This is a genomic window from Arthrobacter sp. Dra40 (genome assembly GCF_059091905.1).
In genome coordinates, this window is record NZ_JBNHHB010000020.1 from 23,667 (window position 1) to 44,479 (window position 20,813).

The 20,813-nt window shown below is 65.0% G+C and carries 26 protein-coding genes and 1 pseudogene; 14 read left to right on the plus strand and 13 right to left on the minus strand.

Annotation, left to right across the window (positions count from 1 at the left end; translation table 11 throughout):
- Positions 1-41 precede the first annotated feature (41 nt).
- A complete protein-coding gene (gene uvrA / locus AC5RWT_RS11565) occupies positions 42-2,888 on the minus strand; it encodes an excinuclease ABC subunit UvrA (protein WP_494080346.1) in 2,847 nt (948 codons plus the stop codon).
- 284 nt (positions 2,889-3,172) lie between these two features.
- Positions 3,173-3,556 (minus strand): GntR family transcriptional regulator, encoded by a 384-nt coding sequence (locus AC5RWT_RS11570; protein ID WP_494043874.1) that lies wholly within the window; start codon positions 3,554-3,556, stop codon positions 3,173-3,175.
- A 106-nt stretch (positions 3,557-3,662) separates the two neighbouring features.
- Between AC5RWT_RS11570 and AC5RWT_RS11575 the strand changes: the two genes are divergently transcribed.
- Positions 3,663-4,307 carry an MBL fold metallo-hydrolase gene (locus tag AC5RWT_RS11575; RefSeq protein ID WP_494080347.1) on the plus strand — a complete coding sequence of 215 codons (645 nt, stop codon included), beginning with the start codon at positions 3,663-3,665 and terminating at the stop codon, positions 4,305-4,307.
- Between the two features lie 80 nt (positions 4,308-4,387).
- On the opposite strand, the gene AC5RWT_RS11580 is transcribed toward AC5RWT_RS11575, so the two are convergent.
- The 7 genes and pseudogenes from AC5RWT_RS11580 to AC5RWT_RS11610 form a co-directional block, all read right to left on the minus strand.
- Entirely contained in the window at positions 4,388-5,398 is a 1,011-nt protein-coding gene (locus AC5RWT_RS11580) for a DNA topoisomerase IB (protein WP_494080380.1), read from the minus strand.
- Positions 5,362-5,805 (minus strand): hypothetical protein, encoded by a 444-nt coding sequence (locus AC5RWT_RS11585; protein WP_494080348.1) that lies wholly within the window; start codon positions 5,803-5,805, stop codon positions 5,362-5,364. The genes AC5RWT_RS11580 and AC5RWT_RS11585 overlap by 37 nt, the downstream gene beginning before the upstream one ends.
- A gap of 395 nt (positions 5,806-6,200) precedes the next feature.
- Positions 6,201-6,452, minus strand: a complete 252-nt coding sequence (locus tag AC5RWT_RS11590; protein WP_494080349.1) for a hypothetical protein — start codon at positions 6,450-6,452, stop codon at positions 6,201-6,203.
- 285 nt (positions 6,453-6,737) lie between these two features.
- Positions 6,738-6,944, minus strand: a complete 207-nt coding sequence (locus AC5RWT_RS11595; RefSeq protein ID WP_494043879.1) for a hypothetical protein — start codon at positions 6,942-6,944, stop codon at positions 6,738-6,740.
- Positions 6,945-6,958: 14 nt separating this feature from the next.
- Positions 6,959-7,372 (minus strand): CBS domain-containing protein, encoded by a 414-nt coding sequence (locus AC5RWT_RS11600; protein ID WP_494043880.1) that lies wholly within the window; start codon positions 7,370-7,372, stop codon positions 6,959-6,961.
- A gap of 226 nt (positions 7,373-7,598) precedes the next feature.
- Entirely contained in the window at positions 7,599-7,817 is a 219-nt protein-coding gene (locus AC5RWT_RS11605) for a CsbD family protein (RefSeq protein WP_494080350.1), read from the minus strand.
- Between the two features lie 120 nt (positions 7,818-7,937).
- Positions 7,938-8,564: pseudogene (locus tag AC5RWT_RS11610) on the minus strand (PIG-L deacetylase family protein); the annotation flags it as partial.
- Positions 8,565-8,598: 34 nt separating this feature from the next.
- On the opposite strand from AC5RWT_RS11610, the gene AC5RWT_RS11615 reads away from it, so the two are divergent.
- On the plus strand, positions 8,599-10,080 hold the full coding sequence (locus AC5RWT_RS11615) for a recombinase family protein (protein ID WP_494080351.1): 1,482 nt from the start codon (positions 8,599-8,601) through the stop codon (positions 10,078-10,080).
- Between the two features lie 400 nt (positions 10,081-10,480).
- Positions 10,481-10,723: a hypothetical protein gene (locus tag AC5RWT_RS11620; RefSeq protein ID WP_494080352.1), complete on the plus strand. Its 243-nt coding sequence runs from the start codon at positions 10,481-10,483 to the stop codon at positions 10,721-10,723.
- Between the two features lie 200 nt (positions 10,724-10,923).
- Here AC5RWT_RS11620 and AC5RWT_RS11625 read toward each other — a convergent pair whose 3' ends face one another.
- Complete coding sequence (locus tag AC5RWT_RS11625; protein ID WP_494080353.1) at positions 10,924-11,373, minus strand: hypothetical protein; 450 nt, start codon at positions 11,371-11,373, stop codon at positions 10,924-10,926.
- 816 nt (positions 11,374-12,189) lie between these two features.
- On the opposite strand from AC5RWT_RS11625, the gene AC5RWT_RS11630 reads away from it, so the two are divergent.
- The 8 genes from AC5RWT_RS11630 (at position 12,190) to AC5RWT_RS11665 (ending at position 15,714) form a co-directional block, all read left to right on the plus strand.
- On the plus strand, positions 12,190-12,423 hold the full coding sequence (locus AC5RWT_RS11630) for an FmdB family zinc ribbon protein (protein WP_494080354.1): 234 nt from the start codon (positions 12,190-12,192) through the stop codon (positions 12,421-12,423).
- A 64-nt stretch (positions 12,424-12,487) separates the two neighbouring features.
- Positions 12,488-13,522, plus strand: coding sequence for a hypothetical protein (locus AC5RWT_RS11635; RefSeq protein ID WP_494080355.1), 1,035 nt, complete (start codon positions 12,488-12,490; stop codon positions 13,520-13,522).
- Between the two features lie 24 nt (positions 13,523-13,546).
- A complete protein-coding gene (locus AC5RWT_RS11640; RefSeq protein WP_494080356.1) occupies positions 13,547-13,687 on the plus strand; it encodes a hypothetical protein in 141 nt (46 codons plus the stop codon).
- Entirely contained in the window at positions 13,684-13,902 is a 219-nt protein-coding gene (locus AC5RWT_RS11645) for a hypothetical protein (protein ID WP_494080357.1), read from the plus strand. The genes AC5RWT_RS11640 and AC5RWT_RS11645 overlap by 4 nt, the downstream gene beginning before the upstream one ends.
- The gene (locus AC5RWT_RS11650) at positions 13,899-14,492 is read left to right on the plus strand and encodes a hypothetical protein (RefSeq protein WP_494080358.1); all 594 of its coding nucleotides are present in this window, start codon (positions 13,899-13,901) and stop codon (positions 14,490-14,492) included. Before AC5RWT_RS11645 ends, AC5RWT_RS11650 begins: the two co-directional genes overlap by 4 nt.
- Positions 14,489-14,710 (plus strand): hypothetical protein, encoded by a 222-nt coding sequence (locus AC5RWT_RS11655; RefSeq protein WP_494080359.1) that lies wholly within the window; start codon positions 14,489-14,491, stop codon positions 14,708-14,710. The genes AC5RWT_RS11650 and AC5RWT_RS11655 overlap by 4 nt, the downstream gene beginning before the upstream one ends.
- Positions 14,700-14,918: a hypothetical protein gene (locus tag AC5RWT_RS11660; RefSeq protein ID WP_494080360.1), complete on the plus strand. Its 219-nt coding sequence runs from the start codon at positions 14,700-14,702 to the stop codon at positions 14,916-14,918. The genes AC5RWT_RS11655 and AC5RWT_RS11660 overlap by 11 nt, the downstream gene beginning before the upstream one ends.
- A 28-nt stretch (positions 14,919-14,946) precedes the next feature.
- Positions 14,947-15,714, plus strand: coding sequence for a hypothetical protein (locus AC5RWT_RS11665; protein ID WP_494080361.1), 768 nt, complete (start codon positions 14,947-14,949; stop codon positions 15,712-15,714).
- 610 nt (positions 15,715-16,324) lie between these two features.
- Here the strand turns inward: AC5RWT_RS11665 and AC5RWT_RS11670 are convergent.
- A complete protein-coding gene (locus tag AC5RWT_RS11670) occupies positions 16,325-16,696 on the minus strand; it encodes a hypothetical protein (protein WP_494080362.1) in 372 nt (123 codons plus the stop codon).
- A 64-nt stretch (positions 16,697-16,760) separates the two neighbouring features.
- Here AC5RWT_RS11670 and AC5RWT_RS11675 point away from each other — a divergent pair, with 64 nt between their 5' ends.
- Positions 16,761-17,192, plus strand: coding sequence for a hypothetical protein (locus AC5RWT_RS11675; RefSeq protein ID WP_494080363.1), 432 nt, complete (start codon positions 16,761-16,763; stop codon positions 17,190-17,192).
- A 100-nt stretch (positions 17,193-17,292) separates the two neighbouring features.
- On the opposite strand, the gene AC5RWT_RS11680 is transcribed toward AC5RWT_RS11675, so the two are convergent.
- Positions 17,293-17,742 carry a hypothetical protein gene (locus AC5RWT_RS11680; RefSeq protein ID WP_494080364.1) on the minus strand — a complete coding sequence of 150 codons (450 nt, stop codon included), beginning with the start codon at positions 17,740-17,742 and terminating at the stop codon, positions 17,293-17,295.
- Positions 17,743-17,798: 56 nt separating this feature from the next.
- Here AC5RWT_RS11680 and AC5RWT_RS11685 point away from each other — a divergent pair, with 56 nt between their 5' ends.
- Both AC5RWT_RS11685 and AC5RWT_RS11690 read left to right on the plus strand, forming a co-directional pair.
- Positions 17,799-18,614, plus strand: a complete 816-nt coding sequence (locus AC5RWT_RS11685; protein WP_494080365.1) for a hypothetical protein — start codon at positions 17,799-17,801, stop codon at positions 18,612-18,614.
- A gap of 388 nt (positions 18,615-19,002) precedes the next feature.
- Positions 19,003-19,899 (plus strand): glucose 1-dehydrogenase, encoded by an 897-nt coding sequence (locus AC5RWT_RS11690; protein ID WP_494080366.1) that lies wholly within the window; start codon positions 19,003-19,005, stop codon positions 19,897-19,899.
- A 74-nt stretch (positions 19,900-19,973) separates the two neighbouring features.
- Here the strand turns inward: AC5RWT_RS11690 and AC5RWT_RS11695 are convergent, their stop codons facing one another.
- Entirely contained in the window at positions 19,974-20,750 is a 777-nt protein-coding gene (locus tag AC5RWT_RS11695; protein WP_494080367.1) for a trans-aconitate 2-methyltransferase, read from the minus strand.
- Positions 20,751-20,813: the final 63 nt, after the last annotated feature.

The window sequence follows — 20,813 nt, forward strand, 5'->3', positions numbered from 1 at the left end:
GGAACCCATTCCTGCGGCGGAATATGTCATCCCGTCGCGGCTCACTGGTTAACGATTGCCTCCGCCAGGAACCGGCCGGTATGGCTCCCATCGACTGCCGCAACCTGCTCGGGTGTGCCGCTGGCAATGATCTGACCGCCGCCAGAGCCCCCTTCGGGACCCATGTCCACTACCCAGTCGGCACTCTTGATCACGTCCAGGTTGTGCTCGATGGTGATCACCGTGTTGCCCTTGTCCACCAAGCCCTGCAGCACCTGCAGCAACTTGCGTATGTCCTCGAAATGCAGCCCGGTGGTCGGTTCGTCCAGCACATAGACGCTGCGCCCGTTCGAGCGCCGCTGCAGTTCACTGGCGAGCTTGACGCGCTGTGCCTCGCCGCCGGACAGCGTGGTGGCGGGCTGGCCCAGCCGGACATAGCCCAGCCCGACGTCCACCAAGGTCCGCAGGTGGCGGGCAATCGGGGTGAACGCGGCGAAGAAGTCCGCTGCCTCCTCGATCGGCATGTCCAGCACCTCGGCAATGGTCTTGCCCTTGTAGTGGACCTCCAGCGTCTCCCGGTTGTAGCGCGCGCCGTGGCAGACCTCGCACGGTACGTAGACGTCCGGCAGGAAGTTCATCTCGATCTTCAGCGTGCCGTCGCCCGAGCATGCTTCGCAGCGGCCGCCCTTCACGTTGAAGGAGAACCTGCCGGGCAGGTAGCCGCGAAGCTTGGCCTCGTTGGTCTCGGCGAACAGTTTCCGGATGTTGTCGAAGACACCCGTATAGGTGGCCGGATTGGAGCGGGGGGTGCGGCCGATCGGGCTCTGGTCCACGTGGATGACCTTGTCCAGCTGGTCCAGCCCTTCCACCCTGGTGTGCCGGCCGGCCACGTGCTTGGCCCCGTTGAGCTTGTTCGCCAGCACCTTGTAGAGGATGTCGTTGACCAGCGTCGACTTGCCGGAGCCGCTGACCCCGGTGACCGCGGTGAAGACGCCGAGCGGGAACTGCGCATCGATGCCGCGGAGGTTGTTCTCGCGCGCACCGACCACCTTCAACTGGCGCTTCTTGTCCACCTTCCGGCGCTTGGCGGGAAGCTCAATCCGGCGGCGGCCGGACAAGTAGTCGCCGGTGATGGAACGGGTGTTCTCCAGCAGTTCCTGCAGGGATCCGGAATGGACCACTTCGCCGCCGTGTTCACCGGCACCCGGTCCGATGTCCACAATCCAGTCGGCCTCGGCGATGGTGTCCTCGTCGTGCTCAACCACAATCAGGGTGTTCCCCAGATCGCGCAACCGAGTCAAGGTCTCGATCAGCCGCCGGTTGTCCCGCTGATGCAGACCGATCGAAGGCTCGTCCAGCACGTAGAGGACGCCGACCAGGCCGGAACCGATCTGGGTGGCCAGCCGGATGCGCTGTGCCTCGCCGCCGGACAACGTGCCGGCCGCCCGCTCCAGGTTCAGATACTCCAGGCCCACATCCAGCAGGAAGCGCAGCCGCGCCTGGATCTCGATGAGCACCTGGTGGCCGATCTGGGCCTCGCGGGCCGTCAGGTCCAAGCCGTCCAGGAAGGAGCTGGCCTCGCGCAGCGGCAGGGCGGAAACGTCCGCAATGGACTTGCCGTTGATCAGCACGGACAGCGAGGCAGGATTCAGCCGTGCGCCGTTGCACTCCGGGCACGGCACTTCCCGCATGTACTCCTTGTAGCGGTCCCGGGCCATTTCGGACTCGGTTTCCTCATGCTTGCGGTGGATGTACTGGAAGGCGCCTTCGAAGCCGGTGGAGTATTTGCGCTCCCGGCCGAAGCGGTTGCGGTACTGCACCACCACTTTGAAGTCCTTGCCGAGCAGCACGGCGTCGCGGACCTTCTTCGGCAGGTTCTTCCACGGCTCGTCCATGGAGAATCCGAGCTCGTGCGAGAGACCTTCGAGCAGACGGGTCCAGTACTCCTGGGTGGCCTTGCCGAGCGACCAGGGGGCGATGGCACCGTCGGCCAGGCTCCGGTCCGGATCCGGGACCACCAAGTCAACGTCGACTTCGAGCTTGCTGCCAATGCCGGTGCAGGCGGGGCAGGCGCCAAACGGATTGTTGAACGAGAACGAGCGCGGTTCGATCTCGTCGATGGCCAGCGGGTGCTCGTTCGGGCACGCCAAGTGTTCGGAGAAGGCGCGCGTACGGTCCGGGTCGTCCTCGTCGACGTCCACGAAGTCGGCCAGCACCCGGCCTTCCGCCAGCGCCAGGGCTGTCTCCACCGAGTCCGTCAGGCGCTGGTGGATACCGTCTTTGGCCACCAGCCGGTCCACCACCACCTCGATGGTGTGTTTGTACTGCTTGCCCAGCTTCGGCGGTTCGGACAGCTGCACCTGCTTGCCGTCCACCTTGGCGCGGGAGAAACCTTTGGCACTCAGTTCCTTGAACAGGTCGACGAACTCGCCCTTGCGGCCGCGCACCACCGGTGCCAAGACCTGGAAGCGCGTCCCATCGGGCAGCTCCTGCAGCTGATCCACAATCTGTTGCGGCGTCTGCTTCTCCACAGGCTCACCACACTGCGGACAGAAGGGCCGGCCCACCCGGGCCCACAGCAGGCGCAGGTAGTCGTAAATCTCCGTGATGGTGCCGACGGTGGAGCGCGGGTTCCGGCTGGTGGATTTCTGGTCGATCGACACCGCAGGCGACAGTCCCTCGATGAAATCGACATCCGGCTTGTCCACCTGCCCCAGGAACATGCGCGCGTAGGAGGACAGCGACTCCACGTACCGGCGCTGGCCCTCGGCAAAGATCGTGTCGAAAGCCAAGGACGACTTTCCGGAGCCGGACAGCCCGGTAAAAACGATCATGGAGTCGCGGGGCAGATCCACGCTGACGTTCTGGAGGTTATGCTCACGGGCGCCCTTGACGACCAAACGTGACATATCCGCGGGGTGGGAAACGGGGGTGGCGGACTCCGAATCGGTCGCCGGGACGGACGTTTCACTCGCTTTTAGCACGGTATCTACTCTAATCGAAAATTCGTTCGAACTTGTATTACATCGGTCACGGCGGGCGGCTTTGCGGACAACCACTGTCCGCATTTGCCGCCGCTTGGCACCACCGCACAGCACGACGGCGCAGCTCGGCAACGTTCTTGGGCCGCCTCGGCGGGGCCCGGGTCTCCTTGCTTGAGCGGCCAGGTGTTACCGGGCTACCTGATACAGCACTACTTGATGCCGTGGCGTTCCATCGCGGCCTTGGCCGCGGCGAGGGCCTCCTTGGTGCCGATTCCCTGGGCGTGTACCGCCAGCGCGAATGCTTCGGCGGCGTCGCCCAGTTGTTGCCGGGCCTTGCCCGCGCCGGCGCTGACCACCGTACCGGCCCGGCCGTGCGTCTCCACGCGGCCGGCGGTTTCCAGCTCCCGGTAGGCGCGGGCCACCGTATTCGGCACCACACCCAAATGATCGGCCAGCCGCCGGACGGGCGGCAGCTTGGTGCCCACCGGCAACTCCCCGGCATCGGCCGCTTCAATGATCCGCAGCCTCAGTTGCTCGAACAGCGGCACGGCGCTGTCGCGGTTCATCCGCCAGTCAAAACCACTCGCTTCCATCGCCCGCGCCCGCTCCTCGTCGTGTCCCCAACAACCGGCCTGTCCACTGCTACAACCAGAATGACATCCGGAGCCGCCCGGGTCGACTGTCGGTAGGCTGGAACGCATGTTGCTACACGAAGATCCTGCAGTCACTATCCGCGGCATTTCGGTCTCCGAAATGGACAACAACGTTTATCTGCTCACGGCCAAAAAGTCCGGCACCCAGGTACTGATTGATGCTGCCGACGACTTTCCGGCCATCCAGCAGCTCCTGCGCGAGGGGGCCGCGGATGCGGCCGGGCCCGCTCAGCTCGCGCTGATTATCACCACGCACAGCCACTGGGACCATGTCCGCGCCTTGGCGGACGCGGTAGCCGCCACCGGGGCCAAAACAGCCGCCGGCGCGGAGGATATTCCTGCCATCGAGGTGGCCACCGATGTTTCGCTCGAGCATCAGGACGTCAGCCGGTTCGATGGATTCTCGCTGGAAACCATCAAGCTGCGAGGGCACACCCCCGGCTCGGTGGCACTGCTCTACCGTGCTCCGGACGGCCCCGCGCACGTGTTTACCGGCGACTCGCTGTTTCCCGGCGGCGTGGGCAATACACAGAAGGATCCGGAGCGCTTTGCTTCCCTTTTCAACGACGTCCACGACCGGTTGTTCGGCTACCTGCCCGACGACACCGTGATCCATCCCGGACACGGCAAAGGAACAACGCTTGGCGCGGAGCGGCCCCATCTGGACGAGTGGAAATCCCGCGGCTGGTAGGCAGGGGTCAACAACCCCGGCAGACGTGGACGTTGGGGGGAATCCCGCCTGCCGGGGCTCTCTCATTCTAGCGCCGCGCGCTATTTCTGATCCCCGTTGCCGAGGAAAGACGGCAGGGTGCGCTCGGCCGCGGAATAGGTGACGGCGTCCGGAACCTGCCCGTCCATAAAGCGGTCGACCAGCCGCGGATCCACATACGATGAGCGCGCAACGGCGGGCGTGTTGCCAAGCCGCTCCGCCACGGCCTTGATGGCGGCCACCACCGCTTTGCGCCGCGCCGTGAGGCCGGGCTTGCCGTTATAGCGAGCCAGTTCAACGGCGGCGGCGACGGTCCCTTGCCACGTCCGGAAGTCTTTGGCGCTGAAATCCGGCCCGCAGAGCCCGTGAATGAACTCGTTCAGCTCGGGAGCGGCCAGCCCGGACCAGCTACCGTCGGCGCCGCGGTAGCCAATGGCCGGATCGTCCGCGTTCTTCCCTCTGGCCATGCCAAGCCAGGCGGCAAGGTCCGGATCCTTCACTTCGACGTCCCACTGCAGTCCGCTCTTGCCCGGAAAATCCAGCCTGATGGTGTCCTCGTGCACCTGGACATGGCGGACCAGCAAGGTGGTCACCCCGTAGGATCCGTTGTCCTCGGCATAGACGTCGGAGCCGATCCGCAATGACGCGCTGTCCAGCAAGCGGAACGCCGCGGCGCAGGCCACCTCCCGGGTGGTGTCCCCCGACCGGAGCAGCAACGTCACCTTCCGCCGTGCAGCGGTCAGGGTACGGCCGAAGGCCAGCGCACGGTCAAACTTCTCCCGGTCCCTGATTTCGCGCCAACGGGGATGGTAGATGTATTGCCGCCGCCCGGCGTCGTCCGTTCCCGCAGCCTGGATATGGCCGTTCGCCGCCGGCGAGATCCAAACGTCGGACCATGCCGGCGGAACCGCCAGCGCCTTGACCCTGCGGAGTTCGTCGCCGGTAAGCTTCGAACCATCGGGGTGGCGGTAGGAGAATCCGGTCCCGTGCCTCCGGCGCGATATACCGGGAGCACGGATGTTGCTCCGTCGTAGCCTCAGATGGGTACCTCCATCTTGAAGCCGCAGCGGCAGCGCAGAATTTCAACGTTCACGCGCACCGTCGGCAGCGGGCCGGTCTCCGGCGAACCTGCATCGACAGGGTCGAGGATCGCTTGATCGACTCGTTCCACCGGCTGCATGGGTTCTCCGCAGTGCATGTAGCCGTCGGCGCCGAAATCGATCCCCACAGTCCCTGTTTCCGAGGCGGGCACCTTGAAGGTCTGATGTCCGTAATAGCCGTCGCAGTGGCTGCACCAGTAGCTAACGTCCCACCGCGGCAGCGCGGGAGCGCCCGGCCCCGGCGGAAGCAGCGTGACAGCGTCGAATACCAGATACTCGTCGCTGTTGCAGGCGGAGCACCAAGGGTCCCGTAACCCGCCCCCGGATTCCCCGAAATTGTGCTCGCCGGCATGGGCACGTGAACTGTCGTTGGCGATCATGATCGTCTGCCCCTTCGATTCAACATCATTATTGGTAAGGCTACTGTCTATAACTATACCCAAGCCTCTTGGAGCGCGCCGCAGGCGGGGTTGCCCGCATCAAGGGAATGGTTTACGCCCGCCCCGAGCCCGGGTAGCTTGAATCCATCAGAAGCCTCAGTAAATCTGCTTGCCGTACACCGCACACCGTGCGCGGCGGGCAACCGAACCCGGGAGCAAACGATGGCGGTCTGCGACACGTGCGGCAACGACTACGACAAGTCACCTTGGGCGGCCAATCCGGAACCTTCGACAGCTTTGAGTGCGCCATCCACGCCATGGCGCCCGTGTGCGCACATGTTCTGTTGCGCGCACTGCGCCCGCCACAGCGGCCAACAGGGGCCCGTGGACCGCGCCTAGATCTCGCCGTCGTACAGTGAGTCCGGCGGCTCGCTTCCGATTCCGCCGTAAAGCCCGCGGATTCGACGCTTGCTGGCCCTCAGCGCATCCCTGCTGTCCCGCCGGTCCAACTCGACGCGCAGCTCCTCAAGGCGGAACTCGGTCTCCGGGTCCGCCGCCCCGAATTGGATGCTCTCCCGCTCCAATTGCCGCATGGCCCTGCCGTACAACGCCAGCAGTTCCGGGTCGCCAAGGAGAGCCAACTCCACTGGGAAGTCGTCCGCGGGAGGCAGGTGCCGATGCCGCATTAGGTTCCCCCCGAACCTAAAAGTGCCACTTCTGACCGACCGGCAGTTGACCCGTCCATGCGCTGCCTCCAGGTAGACCCGGGAGCCGATTCCGCTCCACTGCAGTGAGCTTACAAGCGCTTCCCCCCTGCGGCAATGAATCCCGAAACATCGCGGCACCATCTTTTGCCCCTCGGGATCGTGACAGGCTAGAGCCCGGGATGCTGCAGGCATCCCGGGCTTTACTCACCCGACTCTGGCCGGGCCCTATTCGTCGTACCGTTCTTCCCGGATGGTTCCAAACGGGACGTCCTCGGACGCCATGGCCTGAACTTCGTTGGGAAGGAACCTCACCAGTACGCCACGCTCACCGTCCGCGGCCGATTGCCTCAGCACAGGGAGAATGGCGTCCGCCTGGCTCTGCTCCAGCCCGGCCATGTATCTGGCATACCCATCGGGCAACTGCTCCGCCATGATGGCCGCCCCGGTCAGTAGGAAATGAACTCGACAAGTTCACCCACGCGGTCCTCGGGATAGTTCCGGGCCACATCGGCCTGGCTGAGTATTCCGACCAGTTCGTGCCCGTCGATGACCGGCAGCCGGCGCACCTGGTGGCTCTGCATGGTCTTGATGGCTTCTTCGATGCTGTCATCGGCGCCTATTGTCACAGGCTTGCCCTGGCCCAACTCGCCGGCCTTCACCTCGCGCGGATCCTGGCCGCCGGCCAGGACCTTGATCACAATGTCGCGGTCGGTGACCATGCCCTTGAGTCGGTTGTCCTCACCGCAGATGGGGAGCGACCCGACGTCCAGGTCTTTCATCTTTTGGGCAGCCAACTCCAGCGTCTCGTTCTCTCCGATGCATTCAACGCCACCGGTCATGATTTCCCTTGCGGTAGTCACGGACATCAGTCCCTTCAGATTGTTCGAGCCGCTTCGCGTGCACCGCCCTGCAAGCAGCGATGAACGCACAGGCAGGTTTATAAGGTTACGTAGGATTACCACAGGCTGCGGCGAAATTGAAGAGCCATAGGCTGCCCCGCGACTGTCGGTGCCAGGAATCATGCCCTTACGCCGGAAGCCTCCGTGAACCAGCGGTCCACGGAGGCTTCCGAGTTGGCAAAAACGCTTAGCGCCTGCCGCCACCTTCGGTGTCATCGGTGGCCCGGTCGGCGTCCTCGTTCAGATGGGCCTTGGCGTCGGCCAGCTTGTCCTTGGCCTCGCCCTGAACCTGCTGAGCCTTGCCCTTCATCTCCCGCGACTTATCATCGGTCGCTTCGCCGACGGCTTCGTTTGCCTTGCCCGTGACCTTGTCTTTCGCAGCATCGAACTTGTCGCCCATACCCATGACAACACCTCTTTCGGTTCAGGATTTCAACAGATGCAGCCAGACTACCTCGCCTTACGCCAAGTAGAAAGCTTGCTGACCTTTTGCCGCGAGTTGATGCAAGAAACCTCGTTGTCCCGGCTACAGCCCGAACAACTCGAAGCTGATACGGGGCCGGCCGCCGGTCACCAGCGCGAGCTGTTCGGCCGCCTGCTCCTCCACGGGCCGATCGCTGAGCGCCTCTAGATAGCGGCGGTGTGCTGACAGCGAGCGCAGCGCACAGTCCAACGCACGGTGTCCGACGTCGAGATAATGCGTGGGTTGCGTGGAGGCGACCGCTGTCCACGAAACGGTGTGCGCCCGATGACCCTGTGCCGCCAACTCCGGAAAGATCCATTCGTTGCCGGCATCCGCCACCGCGTTGAGGACCGACCGGCCCATGACCTGATGATCCTGCGAATTCCACGCCCCCCGGCCCCATGTATCCCGGTGGTTCAGTGTCACCACGACCTCCGGTCGAAAGGTCCTGATCTCGCGGGCAAGATCGCGGCGCAGTTGGAGGGTTTCCTCCAGCCGGCCATCCGGATAATCGAGGAACGACACCTCCGTGACCCCCACCGCCCGGCAGGCGGCCCGCTGCTCCTGTTCGCGCAGCGGTCCGGCCTCCCGGGGAGGCAGCCCGGCAATGCCAGCCTCTCCCCTGGTCGCCAAGACGTACGCGACGTCCTTGCCCTGTGCGGTCCATTCGGCAACAGCCGCCGCAATCCCGTACTCGGGATCACCGGAGTTCTACAATAAACACATGACCACTCCACGCCGCCCGCTCCGCGCCGTCCTGTACCTCCGCCTCTCCGTTACGACGGAAGAGTCGACCTCTATCGTCCGCCAAGAGCGCGATCTCCGCGATCTCGCGCGCCGCGAGGGCTGGGACGTCGTTCAGGTGCTCACCGACGACGGCGTCTCCGGCGGCAAGGAGCGAGACAAGGCTAACCGCGCCCTCGCCATGCTTCGCGAGGACGCCGCCGACGTGCTCGCCGTGTGGAAGCTCGACCGCTTCGGCCGTCGTGGTCTCCGCGACGTCCTCGCGATCGTCGAGGCCCTAGACGCTCGCGAGGCATCGACGCCCGGCCGCCCGGCGCTCTTTGTGGCCACTGACGGCCTCCGTAGTGACGTTGCTATGTGGGAGACGATCGCCAGCCTCTACGCCGGACAAGCGAAGCAAGAGCGCCTGAACACTGCCGCCCGCGTCCGCAACGCCCGTAACTATCTCGTGAGCTCGCAAAAGTATGCGGGCGGAAACTTGCCCTTTGGCTACCGGCCCGCTCCGGCGCCCGACGGTCAAGGCCGCGTGTTGGAGGTGGACCCGGAGGCCGCCGCCCACGTCCGCACGGCCGTCGAGTACGTCCTCGGCGGCGGTAGCCTTTACGGTGCTGTGAATGCCTTGAATGATGCCGGGGCCCGCACAACGCGCGGCAACGCCTGGACGCCGGGCTCACTCCGCGTCCTCCTGACCGGCGACGCGATCCTCGGCCGCGTCAAGCACCGTGGCGAGCTCCTCCGTGACGAGCGCGGCCTCCCCATCTCCGTCTGGCCCGCGCTGATTACGCCGGAGGACTCCGCGCGCCTCCGAGCCCTGTACCCGCCCTTTACCGGGGCCGCCGCTGGCCGACCGCGCCGTGTCCGGGCGGCCCGACTCCTCTCCGGCGTCCTCGTCTGCTCGTCGTGTAAACGCCCCATGCGCGCCGGGCAGGGCGATAAGGACCGCAACGGCGAGCGCGTAGCGCGCTATTCATGCTCCTCGAAGCAAGGCCGTTGTGACAGCTGGCTCTCCGTGAACGCCGACGCCGTTGAGGAGGCCGTCGTCGAGGAGTTCCTCGCCGTCGTCGGGAAGCTGGAGGTCGTCCTCCGGCGCGAGGAGGTCCGCGACCTCGCCGCGCGGGCCGCCGTCGAGGAGGCCCTCGCCGAAACCGCTAAGGCCATGACTGAGCCCGGCGCCGATGTCCCAGCCCTCGTGGAGCGGCTCACCGCGCTCCGCGCCACCCGCGAGGAGTTGGAGGCCGCCCCCGCCGTCGCCGAGGTCGTCGAGATCCCGACGGGCCGCACCTACGCCGAGGTATGGCACGACACCGACGACGACGAGGAGACCACGACCGCTCAGCGCCGCGCGCTACTTCGGGAGGCCCTCGCCGGACCTATCGAACTCCTCCCGTCGGCGAATCGTGGCCGTAAGGGTTTTGAGCCCTCGCGCCTCGTCATTCCGTGGCGCTGGGACGCCGCCGCATAGGCACTCGCACCACACGACCCAGCAAGGCCCCCGAGGCAGAACACCGGGGGTCTCTTGCGGCGCTCTGCGGGGCCTCCTCGCCTCCTGAATGCCACGACTCTCCCTGGCCCCCTAGAGGCGTCTCCGGGGCGCTAACTTTGGCGGCCCGGGCGCCGCACCGACGCCCTGCCCTCGGCTTATTCGAGGCCCGGGCCTGCCTGCCAGCATCGGGGGCGCCATCGCTGGTCCTGCCTACCGCACCGCTGCCGCCGCCCTGTACCGGCACTGCTGCTCCGCCGGGTATGCCGCCACACTGGCACGCACCGGATCGAGCGAGCGACAAATTGCGGCACAGTAGCAGCGCGGTCCAGTCATACCGCTCAGCATTTAGCGGACACATTCGCGTGCTAGGTTCTCAGCCATGACACACGTCGAGCCCGGAACAGTTCAGACCATTGAGGTCCGTGTGCCGCGCGTTCCTGGTCCAAAGCTTGCCCCAGATGATTTCGCGCGGCGGCTCCTCGCGCTGTGCACCGGCCTCGGCATCGACGCAAGACTGACTCCCGAGGGGGCCGGTGTCGAGTTTGTAGAAGGTCTTGAGGGCTCAGAGGCTGAACTGAGCGACGGTCTGGTGGCCGTCCTCCAAGCCCGCTTTCCCATCTAATTTAGAGCCTACAAAGAACGTGTGGGGGGTGTAGCCCCCCGGGGGCACCCCACGCGAGCTTCCCCGGCTTAGGCGCCTTTTTGTGCGCATTTTTTTGCGCTTTGACATTCCCTATGGCTCAGAGCCCGCTGTACTTGGTCTGACGTTCTCTGACACGGGACGCGCCTAAGCCGAGCCGCCCATGGGAACATGACGAAGCTCTAGTTGTGGGCGAGGACGTCCTCTACCAGCTCCGCGCGCTCCGGACATTCATAGTGCGCTACGACGCGCAGCGGATCCTGCCCATATGCCCTGGAGTCGTTGCGGACGTCCCGCTCAAACTTTGTCTCGAAGAGGAGCTTCTCCGTCAGGCTGGAGTCGCATACCGATTCGGCGAGGTTCGCAAAAAGCTCGTCCATTGAGTAGTCCTTGGGGATAAATCCGGTGCTTGCCATGTCCGCATACTTGTCGCCGGTGAATTGAAATCCCTCGGCGATCTCCGGCTCTGGCGGGGCGGTCGCCGTGACCGCTGCGGTGGCCGTGGCCGCTGCGGTGGCCGTGTCCGCTGCGGTGGCCGTGTCCGCCGATGCTGGCTCTTGTGCTCCCACTGAGCAGCCAGCCAGCGCAAGGGCAACGGCCGTGATGATAAATGGTTTCCCCAACTTTTTCATGCACGCCAGTCTACAGATAGCAGCCATGGTCTCAGCGACGTCGTGGCGCCGTTGGAGGCCGACCGCCGGAGGCGGGTAGCGGCGGGACGCCGGAGCGGCGCCGATAGCGGGGGCTTGGGTGGCGCAAAGTGGTCACGAGGTACTGAATCTTCACTTCTCCTATTCCCGCTTCGAGAACTCTCTCTCTTGAGGGGTAATAGAGATATAGGCAGTTCAGTCACTCGTGACCGGTTTGCGCCACCCTCACCCCCTACCGGCGTCGTTCCGGCGCTGGCAACCCCGCCCACCGGCCGCCTCTACTCGGCGTCCTCGTGCTTGGCAACCGCCCGGCAACCCCGGCGCAACCGCCGTCCGTCCCCTACCAAGGGCCCATCGGCCGACCTGGTAACACTTCTCCGAGAATCGCAGCGAAGTGCAAGGTGCCGCACCTGTATCTATGAGGTTTTAGAGGGTTAGCCCCGCCGCGCCCAAATTGCCGCAGCGCAAAAACGTGGCCCCACCGTGAGCAGATCCGGCATCGCTGGCCACCTCCTATTACACAAAGACTTTGCCGCGCGCCGGGCTCTCGTCTGGGCAACGAGAGAGGGTAGCGACCCCAAGCGCGGCATAAGACCTCCCGGGCACTGCCCGGAGGCGCCGATCCAGTCGGCGACACCATGGCGAGCTCAGTATGGGCTCCTTTGGGGCGCAAGGGCCGCCCGCCGATCGAGAAAAGCAAACTATGGCGGTTACTCCTCGTTCGGCGGGCTCCCGCCCTCGCCTGCTTTTTATTTGCCATTCAATCGCACGCAACGACGCCGAGAAAGGAGCGCCCGCGTGAACACTTACACGTTTGCTTGCCAAGTCTGCGGCCGAGAATTTGAGGCCATACGCGACGACGCCCGACATTGCTCCGGTCGTTGCCGCGCCGCTGCCCACCGCCAGCGCACCGATGAGCGCAAGGTCGCCGCGCATGACCTATTGGCACGCATGACCGAGGCTCTCGCCTCCGGCGCCGACCCGGCCGTCGTCGAGGATCTGCGGCGCCAAGCTGTCCGACTCCTCGGCTAACTCGTTTGCACGTCCCGGCGCCATCTGCCCCCGGCGCCCTGTCTGAAAGATCCGATCGCTACCAATGACAGACCCAATTACCGCACTCCGCCGCCTACGCGACGGCGACGCTACCGACAAGTCTTTTACTCACAAGCTGGACTCCGGCCTCTGGATCGAGGCCCCCTCGCCTCGGCGTTTAGCCGAGGTCTACGTCCTGCCCCTCCTCCAGAGCAAGGCCGAGATATTCAAGTCCGGCGGCACGCTCCTCCGGCGTCCGTTGGGCTCTGACGACGAGCCCGCCGGGCTCGCGGTCGAGGCGCTCGTTGACGAGATCCGCGCCGAGCTCGCCGCCCTGCCCGAGCTCAGCACCGGCCAAGCCGGGCGTCCTTACCGAGACGTTAGATTCCTGGCCCTACATGCCGAGGACTCAACAGTCCGCCGGTACTTGCGCGACGCCGTCGCCAAGCTCCGCACACTGGTACCCGCATACAAGCCTCCGAAAGCCCATGCCGAGCGTCCGCCAGCCATGACCGCCGCCGAACGCAAGGCCGCCCAACGCAAGCGCGAGCGCGAGGCCGAGATCTCCTCGGCGCGCTGGTGGGTTGAGAACTACCTCACCGGCTGGGACGGCGGCGACGAGACGCCCGCCCCCGGCTCCCGCGTTGTTGCCGCCGAGCTCTACGACGTCGCCGTCGAGGTGATCGAGGAGGCCATCGGCGAATACGAGGACGTCCCGCCCGGCGAGTCATGGGAGGAGATCGCCGAGGAGGACGGATACCCGGAACGCCCGCGTATCCCGCGCCGAAAGATCTTCTACGAGGTCGCCGATCAACTCCTCGGCGCCCGCCGCCGAGGCGCCCACGGCTCGGCGCTCCAGTACGTAATACCCGAACCGACCGAGGAGACCGACGAAATGACCGTTGACGACGCTAACGAGCTCGCCGCCGCCTATGAACGGGCCGCCGACGCTGGCGAACGCCTTTTGAGCGTTACCGCGCGCCTCGCCGAGCTGGAAGCCATGCGCGACCGCGCCCGCGAAACCTACCGCAAAGCCACCGGCACCGACGGCGCAGTCGTCGACCTCGCCACCGCCCGCGCCGCAAGGCGCCGGGCCTAACCCGCCCCGCCCCTAGGAGCCCTTATGACCGCCCAGCCCTTGACGCGCCCCGCTTACTGTCCGACCCGCGACGCCGACGAGATCGAGACCAATCTCCTCGACCTCGGCGTCCTCCTCGCCGCTATAAGGCGCCGCGTCTCGACTCTTGAAAGGAGCCCCCGTTGAGCCTGCCGCTCTCCCTCCGGCGGTACCGTTACGCCGCCGACTTCACGCCGAGCCTCGATTATCCACTCACCGCCGACGAAACCGTCGCCCACCTGAGGGAAAACGTCTACTACCTCGGCCACAACTTCGCCTACTTCAAGGCCAAGGCCGCCCGGCTAGAGGCCGAGCTCGCCGTCGCCAAGTCCGCCCACGCCCCCGCCAAGGAGACCAATTGACCGCTGAACCTATCGACGACGTTTACCTCCGCGTAGCCACCGCCCGAGCCGTGAAGCTCGCCGACAAGCACCTGAGCGGGCCCCTGGCACGGTTCGTAACCATGCCGACGGCCGACGACTTCCCTCCGGCGAAACTCCGCGCCCCGTATACCCGCCCGCAATGGCAAATCATGGGACAGACCAAGCGGCGCGAGCACTTGCACGCCGGACTGATCGCCAACTACGACCCGACCAAGGACCGCTATTTTCCGATCGCCCTCGCCTCCGAACGCGCGCGGCTGATCGGCGCCGCGCCGGTGCTGGCCAAGTCGGAAATAGTGGATAGGGCCAAGGCAGAGGCCGCCGTCTCGCCCGCCGAACCTACGACCGGCAAGTCCTGGTCCGTCCCCGGCCGCTACGTAGTGCCTTGCGGCGACTCAGACTGTGACCGTCTCGTCCCGACCTCCGCCGGAACCCGGGCCCGGCTCACCTACTGCGTCTCCCACCGCGACCGCGACAAGGCCGCCCGCAAGCGCGCCAACCGCGCCAAGCGCGAGCGGGCCGAGCTCTCGCCGATCGACGCCAAGCTCAAGGAGGCCCGGAGGCCATGACGTCCGGCGGCAAACTCCTCAGCAACGGCGCCCGGTACACGACGCCGGAGCAATACCCATTACTCAAGGCCGCCGCCGATGCCCTCGATATGGCCGCCGACCCCGGCGTCGACGAGTGGCACGCGGCGATCTGGCGTCGTCAAGCCCTCCAGATCCTCGCAACCATCGGCCTAAACGTCGACGGCGAACCCATCGAAAGGAAACCCAATGCCCTCTAGCCCCTACGGTCCGTTCGGCGCCCAACTCGCCGCAATGGCCGACGCCTCAAATATCGACCCGGCCCAGTACGCCGACGTCGTGAGGCGAGCCGACCATATCGCCAGCCTTGCGGCGTTCGACCTCCCGGAGACCCGCGCCGAGGTTGAAAGCCAGACAGCAAGCCTCAACGTCGAGCTTTCCCGTCTCGGCCTCCCCACCCTCAACTAATCCCACGCCCCGAAAGGAAGCCCCACAAATGACCGCTAACACCCTGAACCTCTCCAACCTCCACCAGCTCGACATGGATACTCGCCGGTATGCCGGGGCGCTCGACAAGCTCGACCGCGAGGGCATCCAACTCCCACCGGAAGTCGCCGCTCTGCTGGCTGACGCCCGCCACATCACCAGCGAGCGGGCGGGCCTCGACCGCGCCAAGCTTGAGGCCGAGGCCGTCAACGCCGTCCTGTCCAGCAAGAACCCTGATAAGACGATTAGCGCGCTGGCGTTTGTCGATACCAAGGACGACGTCCTCCGCGAGGCGGCTCTCCGCGTTGTGCGGGATCTCGTCACCTCGGCCGCCCACGTCGGCGACGAAATCGTCGTTATCGTCCGTGAGGCGCTCTTCGCCCCGGCGCTCGCCAAGCTGGAAGAGATCGCCGAGACCGTCCCCGCTGGCGCGACCGTCGACTCTTTGATTCGCGCCGGACAGCATGAGTTGGCCTCCAAGCTGGCAACGGCGCCGCTCGCCCTGGACGAGATCCGCAAGGCCCACAAGTTGCTTGCGAACGTCCCTTGCCATATCGGCGCAAACCTCCAGTTCAAGCACCGCGACAAGGCCGCCGAGTACCTCCGTGGCCCGGCGTCGCTGGAGGCGTTCCTCAACAGCATCCGCAACGGCGCCGAGCCTTGGATGCCAACCCGGGCCGAGGAGGACAAGCTCGACGCCGCCCGGCGCAAGGAGCGCGAGGAGGCCCAAGCCGCCGCTTTCCGGCGTACTGCGCGCCGTGGCTGGGGCAACTTTTAGGCCACTAGCCCGCTAACCGAGGAGAGCCCCGGCATGCCGCCGGGCCGGGGCTTTCCTCAACCCCTGGCCGTTTACATGACACGCCGTGTACACGCCCGGAGGCCCTGCCATGCGAGTAAATTCGCCCCTGACCGTCAAGCCGATCACTACCGGCGCCAAAGCCCGCCGAGGACACGCACGAGTGTTTCACGGCTGGCAAATGATCGCCGGACACTGCGCCCGCTGCGACACCTTGAAGCACGCCGACGATCTCGTCCCGCGCCCCTCGGCGCCCGGCGGCCGTCGGCTCCTGTGCCTGTCCTGCCAAGCCGCCCAACGCGCCGAGCGAGCCAAACAAGCCCGCCGTCGGTGCCCGAGCAATGCTCGCGCAATCATCCTCTAGCCCTCACCCGTAAGGAGCTCTCTATGCCTGAGACCGTAACTTTTCACGATCGTGTTTCCGACCGCGTCCTCGTCCAGCACTACGCCGAAGGCGTCCTCGTCGCCGCCGAGTGTAGGGCCTGCCGCCGCCTCCTCCCGGCGCGCAAATTCCGGCCCGACGCCCGCCGCAGGTCCGGCCGCCGTCATATCTGCCGGACCTGTTCAAGGCCCACTGGTAAGAGGTAGCTGATTAGCGGCGCTTTCCTTGGCCCGGGAGGCCGCCCGCCGTGACAGATTCAATTTTGTGGCGAATCTGCCCCGGCCTCTGGCCGCCGGAACCCGCAACGTAAGGGGCGTATTCGTTGTGGAACGAAATCACAGAAAAGATCCTGCCGAGAGAACGTAGGGAGTCCTTCCGATCCTCGGCATCTTTGATCTGTCGAGCCAGCTTTTGCAGATCCACCGTCGATATACGCACCGCCTCCGCCACGCGGGCATAGTTCTCGTTTCGGTCATGCCACAGCCGCAGGACAAAGAGGAGTTGCCTTTCTATCGCTTGGCGCTGTTCCTCGACGTCCCAATAAAGCTGCTCGGTTACACCGGCGTAGCCCGATTCATCCATGGGCCTCATCCTGAGCTGACGCTAATGCCCTTTCCGTGTCCGCCTCGGCAAGTAGGCTGGCCCCATGTCAAAAGACTTCGAAGACGACGACCATACGCAGTTCTTGCGCCTTGAGGGCACCGGCAATGAAGAACAAGAGGACCACGTAGTCTCTCGCGCCGCTTTCCAGCTTCACAGTTTCGGAATGATGAATAGTATCCGCGACGGCTCTCTTGGTTTCGTCTCGGACGACTACCTCAACAACATAACGGCAGAATCTACTCTTACAGCCGCTGAACTTGTGGCCGCTGGCCTATGGGAGCGCACAACCGATGGCTATCTGATTATGGAAACCAAGATGTTGGCCATGGCCATGGAAGTACACGAAAACATGAAGAACGCCGCCCCCGCGTGGGAGCCGGACGAGTGCCCCGGTCACGCACGCGGCCCCAATAGCGGCACGAAATGCCGCCTCTGCCGAATCGAACTAGACGACAACGACGAGCCGGTAGCTTGACGCTCGCCTGTTCGGTCGCCTAGGCAAAAGCCCCCGCTGAAGTCAATCAGCGGGGGCTTTCCGCGTTTCTATGCCCTCAACGCGAGGCGTACTGCCTTTGCTAGGTGCGTCGCGCAATCTTGCCTCGGATAGTCGCTGTGACTTCATTCAGGGCAAGCTGAGCCTCGACAGCCTGCCTCCGCCATTCCTCATTATTCTCGTCGGCCAGAAATTCCCGGAGCTCATCCTCGGTCCTATCGACCGCAGACCAGTTACGCGGCAACCGCTCTGGGCCAATAGCCCCAATAATCGCCCCTGCCTCCGCGGCCATATCCCGCGACTTCTGCTTATCGCTCGACCCGCCCTGCCGGAGATTCTGGAGGAGCCGGAGCAACACCTCTTGCTCATACAACAATTGCCCATGCTCCAGCGCCGCCCTGCGATCTTCCTCGGCGATCTTCTGGGCGCTACGTCGATCTAACGCCGACACCACGAGAGCAACGACTGCGGCGCCGACTGCGGCAAGGACAGCCCCAATCTGGACCCATAGGGCGATCTCCTCTTGCGTCATGTTTAGACCGTATCCTCCTTTGAATGGATTGAATTTCAGCCCGATACGATGGCGACGTGGCAGACCATCAGATGTACGAATATGACGAGCACGACCTCCAGATCATGGAGGAAGCCAGACTTCGCTACGATCCTCCCTACGTCGAACTCGCGGCCGATCCCAGCGCCTTCCATTTCCAATGGAGCAAGCTGCAATACGTATTCGCTCTGCCGGACCCCTCCTCGTTTCCACCGCTGCCCCACCCACTGAGCGACCAAGACGTCGCCGCCGTGAGCCGGTACGTCCATACGTGTGAAGAATTGGCGACGTATACCCTGCTGAGCCATAAAGGCGGAATTTCCGTCTCCCAAACGCAGGGCCAAGAGGCGACCGTGGAAGTCGACAACCCGCCCAAGGAAGCACTGCGCGGATTTAGCGTGCTATTCCGCCAGATCCACTCGGATCAAAATGAACCGGGAAGCTTCAACGTGGTCCGAAGCATTCTAGGCAAAAACGCTCGGTCCGCCGCCGACGAGCACGCCGGGAGACGGACGGAGCAATTCAAGCGATGGAGCGCCGTCCGCGCGAAACTCCTTCAATTCGATTTGTCGGACCTCGCACAATCCAAAATGTACAAAACCCGAGGGGCGCCTCCCGAGTTGGTCGAAGTCAAGCGGCAACATACCCCTGTCCAGCTAATCTCCCTGTTCAACTATGGCGAGTACATCCACTGGGGAGATCGACGCTCAGATCATGCCGCCTTGTTTCAAGATCCGGTGTTAGGGGCTTTCCATGAGTTCCAATTTCACGGCGCATTGATAGGGCTGTCCCACTTCTACCTCGGATACGCCAAACTGTTGGAGACTGCTGTACCTGCCGTTCAGCCCCGTTGATTAGCCCCGGGGCGGTACGGATTAGCCCACCTGGAGTAGCCCGGTAAGGATTAGCCCACGCGAGGCGGCGTTCAGCCGCATCATCACGTGTCTTTTAGTTGAGTCGGCCTCATCAGGATGTGCCATCAGGACCAGCGCCCGGAGCCAATCCCCCGGCAAGGGTTTCAGGTCATCCGAATCCATGGCGGCGCCCTTTCCTGGTTGCTACGGTCCAGCCGGCGCGCGGTCCGGCTGCGCTTGCCGGGCTATGCGGCCAATGCCCGACGGCGTAGGGTGGCATCACGATCAGCATACTGACCATATTGGCCGTCCGGACCTCACCCGTTCCGCTTCAGCGCAGCCATTGCTGCCGGGTGTCTCCGGAACCGGCCGCCGGAAGGAGCCACACATGACGTCCGATCAGTACACGTTCCAGAATCCCGTTGACCGCTACCCCAGCATCTCTCCGCCGAAGCAGAGCCAGCCGGAGCCGGGGCTGGACAAGGAATTGGAACCGAAGACCGACCGCGGCGAAGAGTCATACCGCGGCACCGGCAGGCTGACCGGCCGCAAGGCCCTCATCACCGGAGCCGACTCCGGCATCGGTGCAGCCGTTGCCATCGGCTTCGCCCGGGAAGGCGCGGACGTCGCCCTCTCCTATCTGCCGGCGGAGGAATCCGACGCCCAGCACATCGCGTCCGTGATCGAGAAAGACGGACGGAAAGCGGTGCTGCTGCCGGGCGACATTTCGGACGCCGCGGCGTCTCGGGACCTGGTAGCCAAGGCGGTCGAACAACTGGGCGGCCTGGACATCCTGGTCAACAATGCCGGGCGGCAGATCGCCGTCGAAAAGATCGAAGACATCAGCGACGAGCAGTTCGAGGACACCTTCCGCACGAACATCTTCGCCATCTTCTGGATTACCAAGGCGGCGGTGCCGCACATGCAGCCCGGTTCGACGATCATCAACACCACGTCGGTCCAGGCCTACAACCCGTCGCCGTTCCTGCTGGACTACGCCGCCACCAAGGCCGCCATCAACAACTTCACCAAGGGCCTGGCCCAGCAGTTGGCCAGCCGGGGCATCAGGGTCAATGCGGTGGCCCCCGGGCCGTTCTGGACTCCGCTGCAGGTCAGCGAAGGCCAGCCCAAGGACAAGCTGCCCGAGTTCGGCAAGAACGTGCCGTTGGGCCGCGCAGGGCAACCCACTGAACTGGCTCCGGCCTACGTCTACCTGGCCTCACCGGAATCCAGCTACGTTTCCGGCGAGACTCTGAACGTCAACGGCGGGACCCCCACACCCTGACCTGGGCCAGCCCCCCGGCCGCCAACCGCGGCATGGAAGGGGCTGTGCAGGAGGAACCCTGGAGCCAGTAAGTCTCAGCCGAGCTTGCGCCCCACGGCGAAAATCCTGCGGAAGCCGAAGACGGTGCCATGTTCGGATTCCGGGTAGGCATCGCGCAGCAGCGTGGCGTACTCGGATTCGAACTTGGCCGCCTCGGCGGCCGGCAAGGCCGCCAGGACCGGACGCAGCCCGGTGCCCCGGACCCATTCCAGTACCGGATCCGGGCCGTGCAGCAATTGCTGGTAGGTGCTCTCCCAGACGTCGGCCTCACAGCCTTCGTCCAACAGCAGCTCCAGGTAGTCCCGCGGTTCGGACACGGCGTCCTCATGCCGGAGCACTCCGTCCAGCCGACGGTGCCAGTGAGGCGAGCCGGCCAGCGCCCGCATGAGCGCATGCGATGGTGCCGCAAAGTTCCCGGGCACCTGGACGGCCAGCCATGCGCCGGGCTTCATGGCCCGCAGCCACGCGCGCATCAGGTCCTGATGTCCTGGCACCCACTGGAGTGCGGCGTTGGAGACCAACACATCCAGCCCGTCCGGCGGTGTCCAGTCACGGATATCCCCGGACACAAACTCCGCGTTGGCCGAGTTGTTCCGCTGCTTGGCTTGGCGGATCATCTCGGCCGAGGAATCCACCCCTATGACCTTGGCATCGGGCCAGCGTTCGGCGAGCGCGGCGGTCAGACCGCCGGGGCCGCAGCCCAGGTCAACCACCACGGCGGGATTGGTGGCGGCGATCCGGCCGGTCAGGTCGAAGAACGGACGGTTCCGGTAGTCGGCGTACTCCACGTACTTGTGCGGGTCCCAGTGCATGGGCAGTAGGTTACGCCACGGGTGATGCCAACCGGTGCCCGCGTAGTCCCGCGGCGCAGCGCC

Excerpts from the sequence above, each read along its gene's own strand:
- uvrA (WP_494080346.1), bottom strand. The coding sequence starts at position 2,888 with ATGTCACGTTTGGTCGTCAAGGGCGCCCGTGAGCATAACCTCCAGAAC.
- AC5RWT_RS11570 (WP_494043874.1), bottom strand. The coding sequence starts at position 3,556 with ATGGAAGCGAGTGGTTTTGACTGGCGGATGAACCGCGACAGCGCCGTG.
- AC5RWT_RS11575 (WP_494080347.1), top strand. The coding sequence starts at position 3,663 with ATGTTGCTACACGAAGATCCTGCAGTCACTATCCGCGGCATTTCGGTC.
- AC5RWT_RS11585 (WP_494080348.1), bottom strand. The coding sequence starts at position 5,805 with ATGATCGCCAACGACAGTTCACGTGCCCATGCCGGCGAGCACAATTTC.
- AC5RWT_RS11595 (WP_494043879.1), bottom strand. The coding sequence starts at position 6,944 with ATGGCGGAGCAGTTGCCCGATGGGTATGCCAGATACATGGCCGGGCTG.
- AC5RWT_RS11605 (WP_494080350.1), bottom strand. The coding sequence starts at position 7,817 with ATGGGTATGGGCGACAAGTTCGATGCTGCGAAAGACAAGGTCACGGGC.
- AC5RWT_RS11615 (WP_494080351.1), top strand. The coding sequence starts at position 8,599 with ATGACCACTCCACGCCGCCCGCTCCGCGCCGTCCTGTACCTCCGCCTC.
- AC5RWT_RS11620 (WP_494080352.1), top strand. The coding sequence starts at position 10,481 with ATGACACACGTCGAGCCCGGAACAGTTCAGACCATTGAGGTCCGTGTG.
- AC5RWT_RS11625 (WP_494080353.1), bottom strand. The coding sequence starts at position 11,373 with ATGAAAAAGTTGGGGAAACCATTTATCATCACGGCCGTTGCCCTTGCG.
- AC5RWT_RS11635 (WP_494080355.1), top strand. The coding sequence starts at position 12,488 with ATGACAGACCCAATTACCGCACTCCGCCGCCTACGCGACGGCGACGCT.
- AC5RWT_RS11640 (WP_494080356.1), top strand. The coding sequence starts at position 13,547 with ATGACCGCCCAGCCCTTGACGCGCCCCGCTTACTGTCCGACCCGCGAC.
- AC5RWT_RS11655 (WP_494080359.1), top strand. The coding sequence starts at position 14,489 with ATGACGTCCGGCGGCAAACTCCTCAGCAACGGCGCCCGGTACACGACG.
- AC5RWT_RS11660 (WP_494080360.1), top strand. The coding sequence starts at position 14,700 with ATGCCCTCTAGCCCCTACGGTCCGTTCGGCGCCCAACTCGCCGCAATG.
- AC5RWT_RS11665 (WP_494080361.1), top strand. The coding sequence starts at position 14,947 with ATGACCGCTAACACCCTGAACCTCTCCAACCTCCACCAGCTCGACATG.
- AC5RWT_RS11670 (WP_494080362.1), bottom strand. The coding sequence starts at position 16,696 with ATGGATGAATCGGGCTACGCCGGTGTAACCGAGCAGCTTTATTGGGAC.
- AC5RWT_RS11675 (WP_494080363.1), top strand. The coding sequence starts at position 16,761 with ATGTCAAAAGACTTCGAAGACGACGACCATACGCAGTTCTTGCGCCTT.
- AC5RWT_RS11680 (WP_494080364.1), bottom strand. The coding sequence starts at position 17,742 with ATGACGCAAGAGGAGATCGCCCTATGGGTCCAGATTGGGGCTGTCCTT.
- AC5RWT_RS11690 (WP_494080366.1), top strand. The coding sequence starts at position 19,003 with ATGACGTCCGATCAGTACACGTTCCAGAATCCCGTTGACCGCTACCCC.
- AC5RWT_RS11695 (WP_494080367.1), bottom strand. The coding sequence starts at position 20,750 with ATGCACTGGGACCCGCACAAGTACGTGGAGTACGCCGACTACCGGAAC.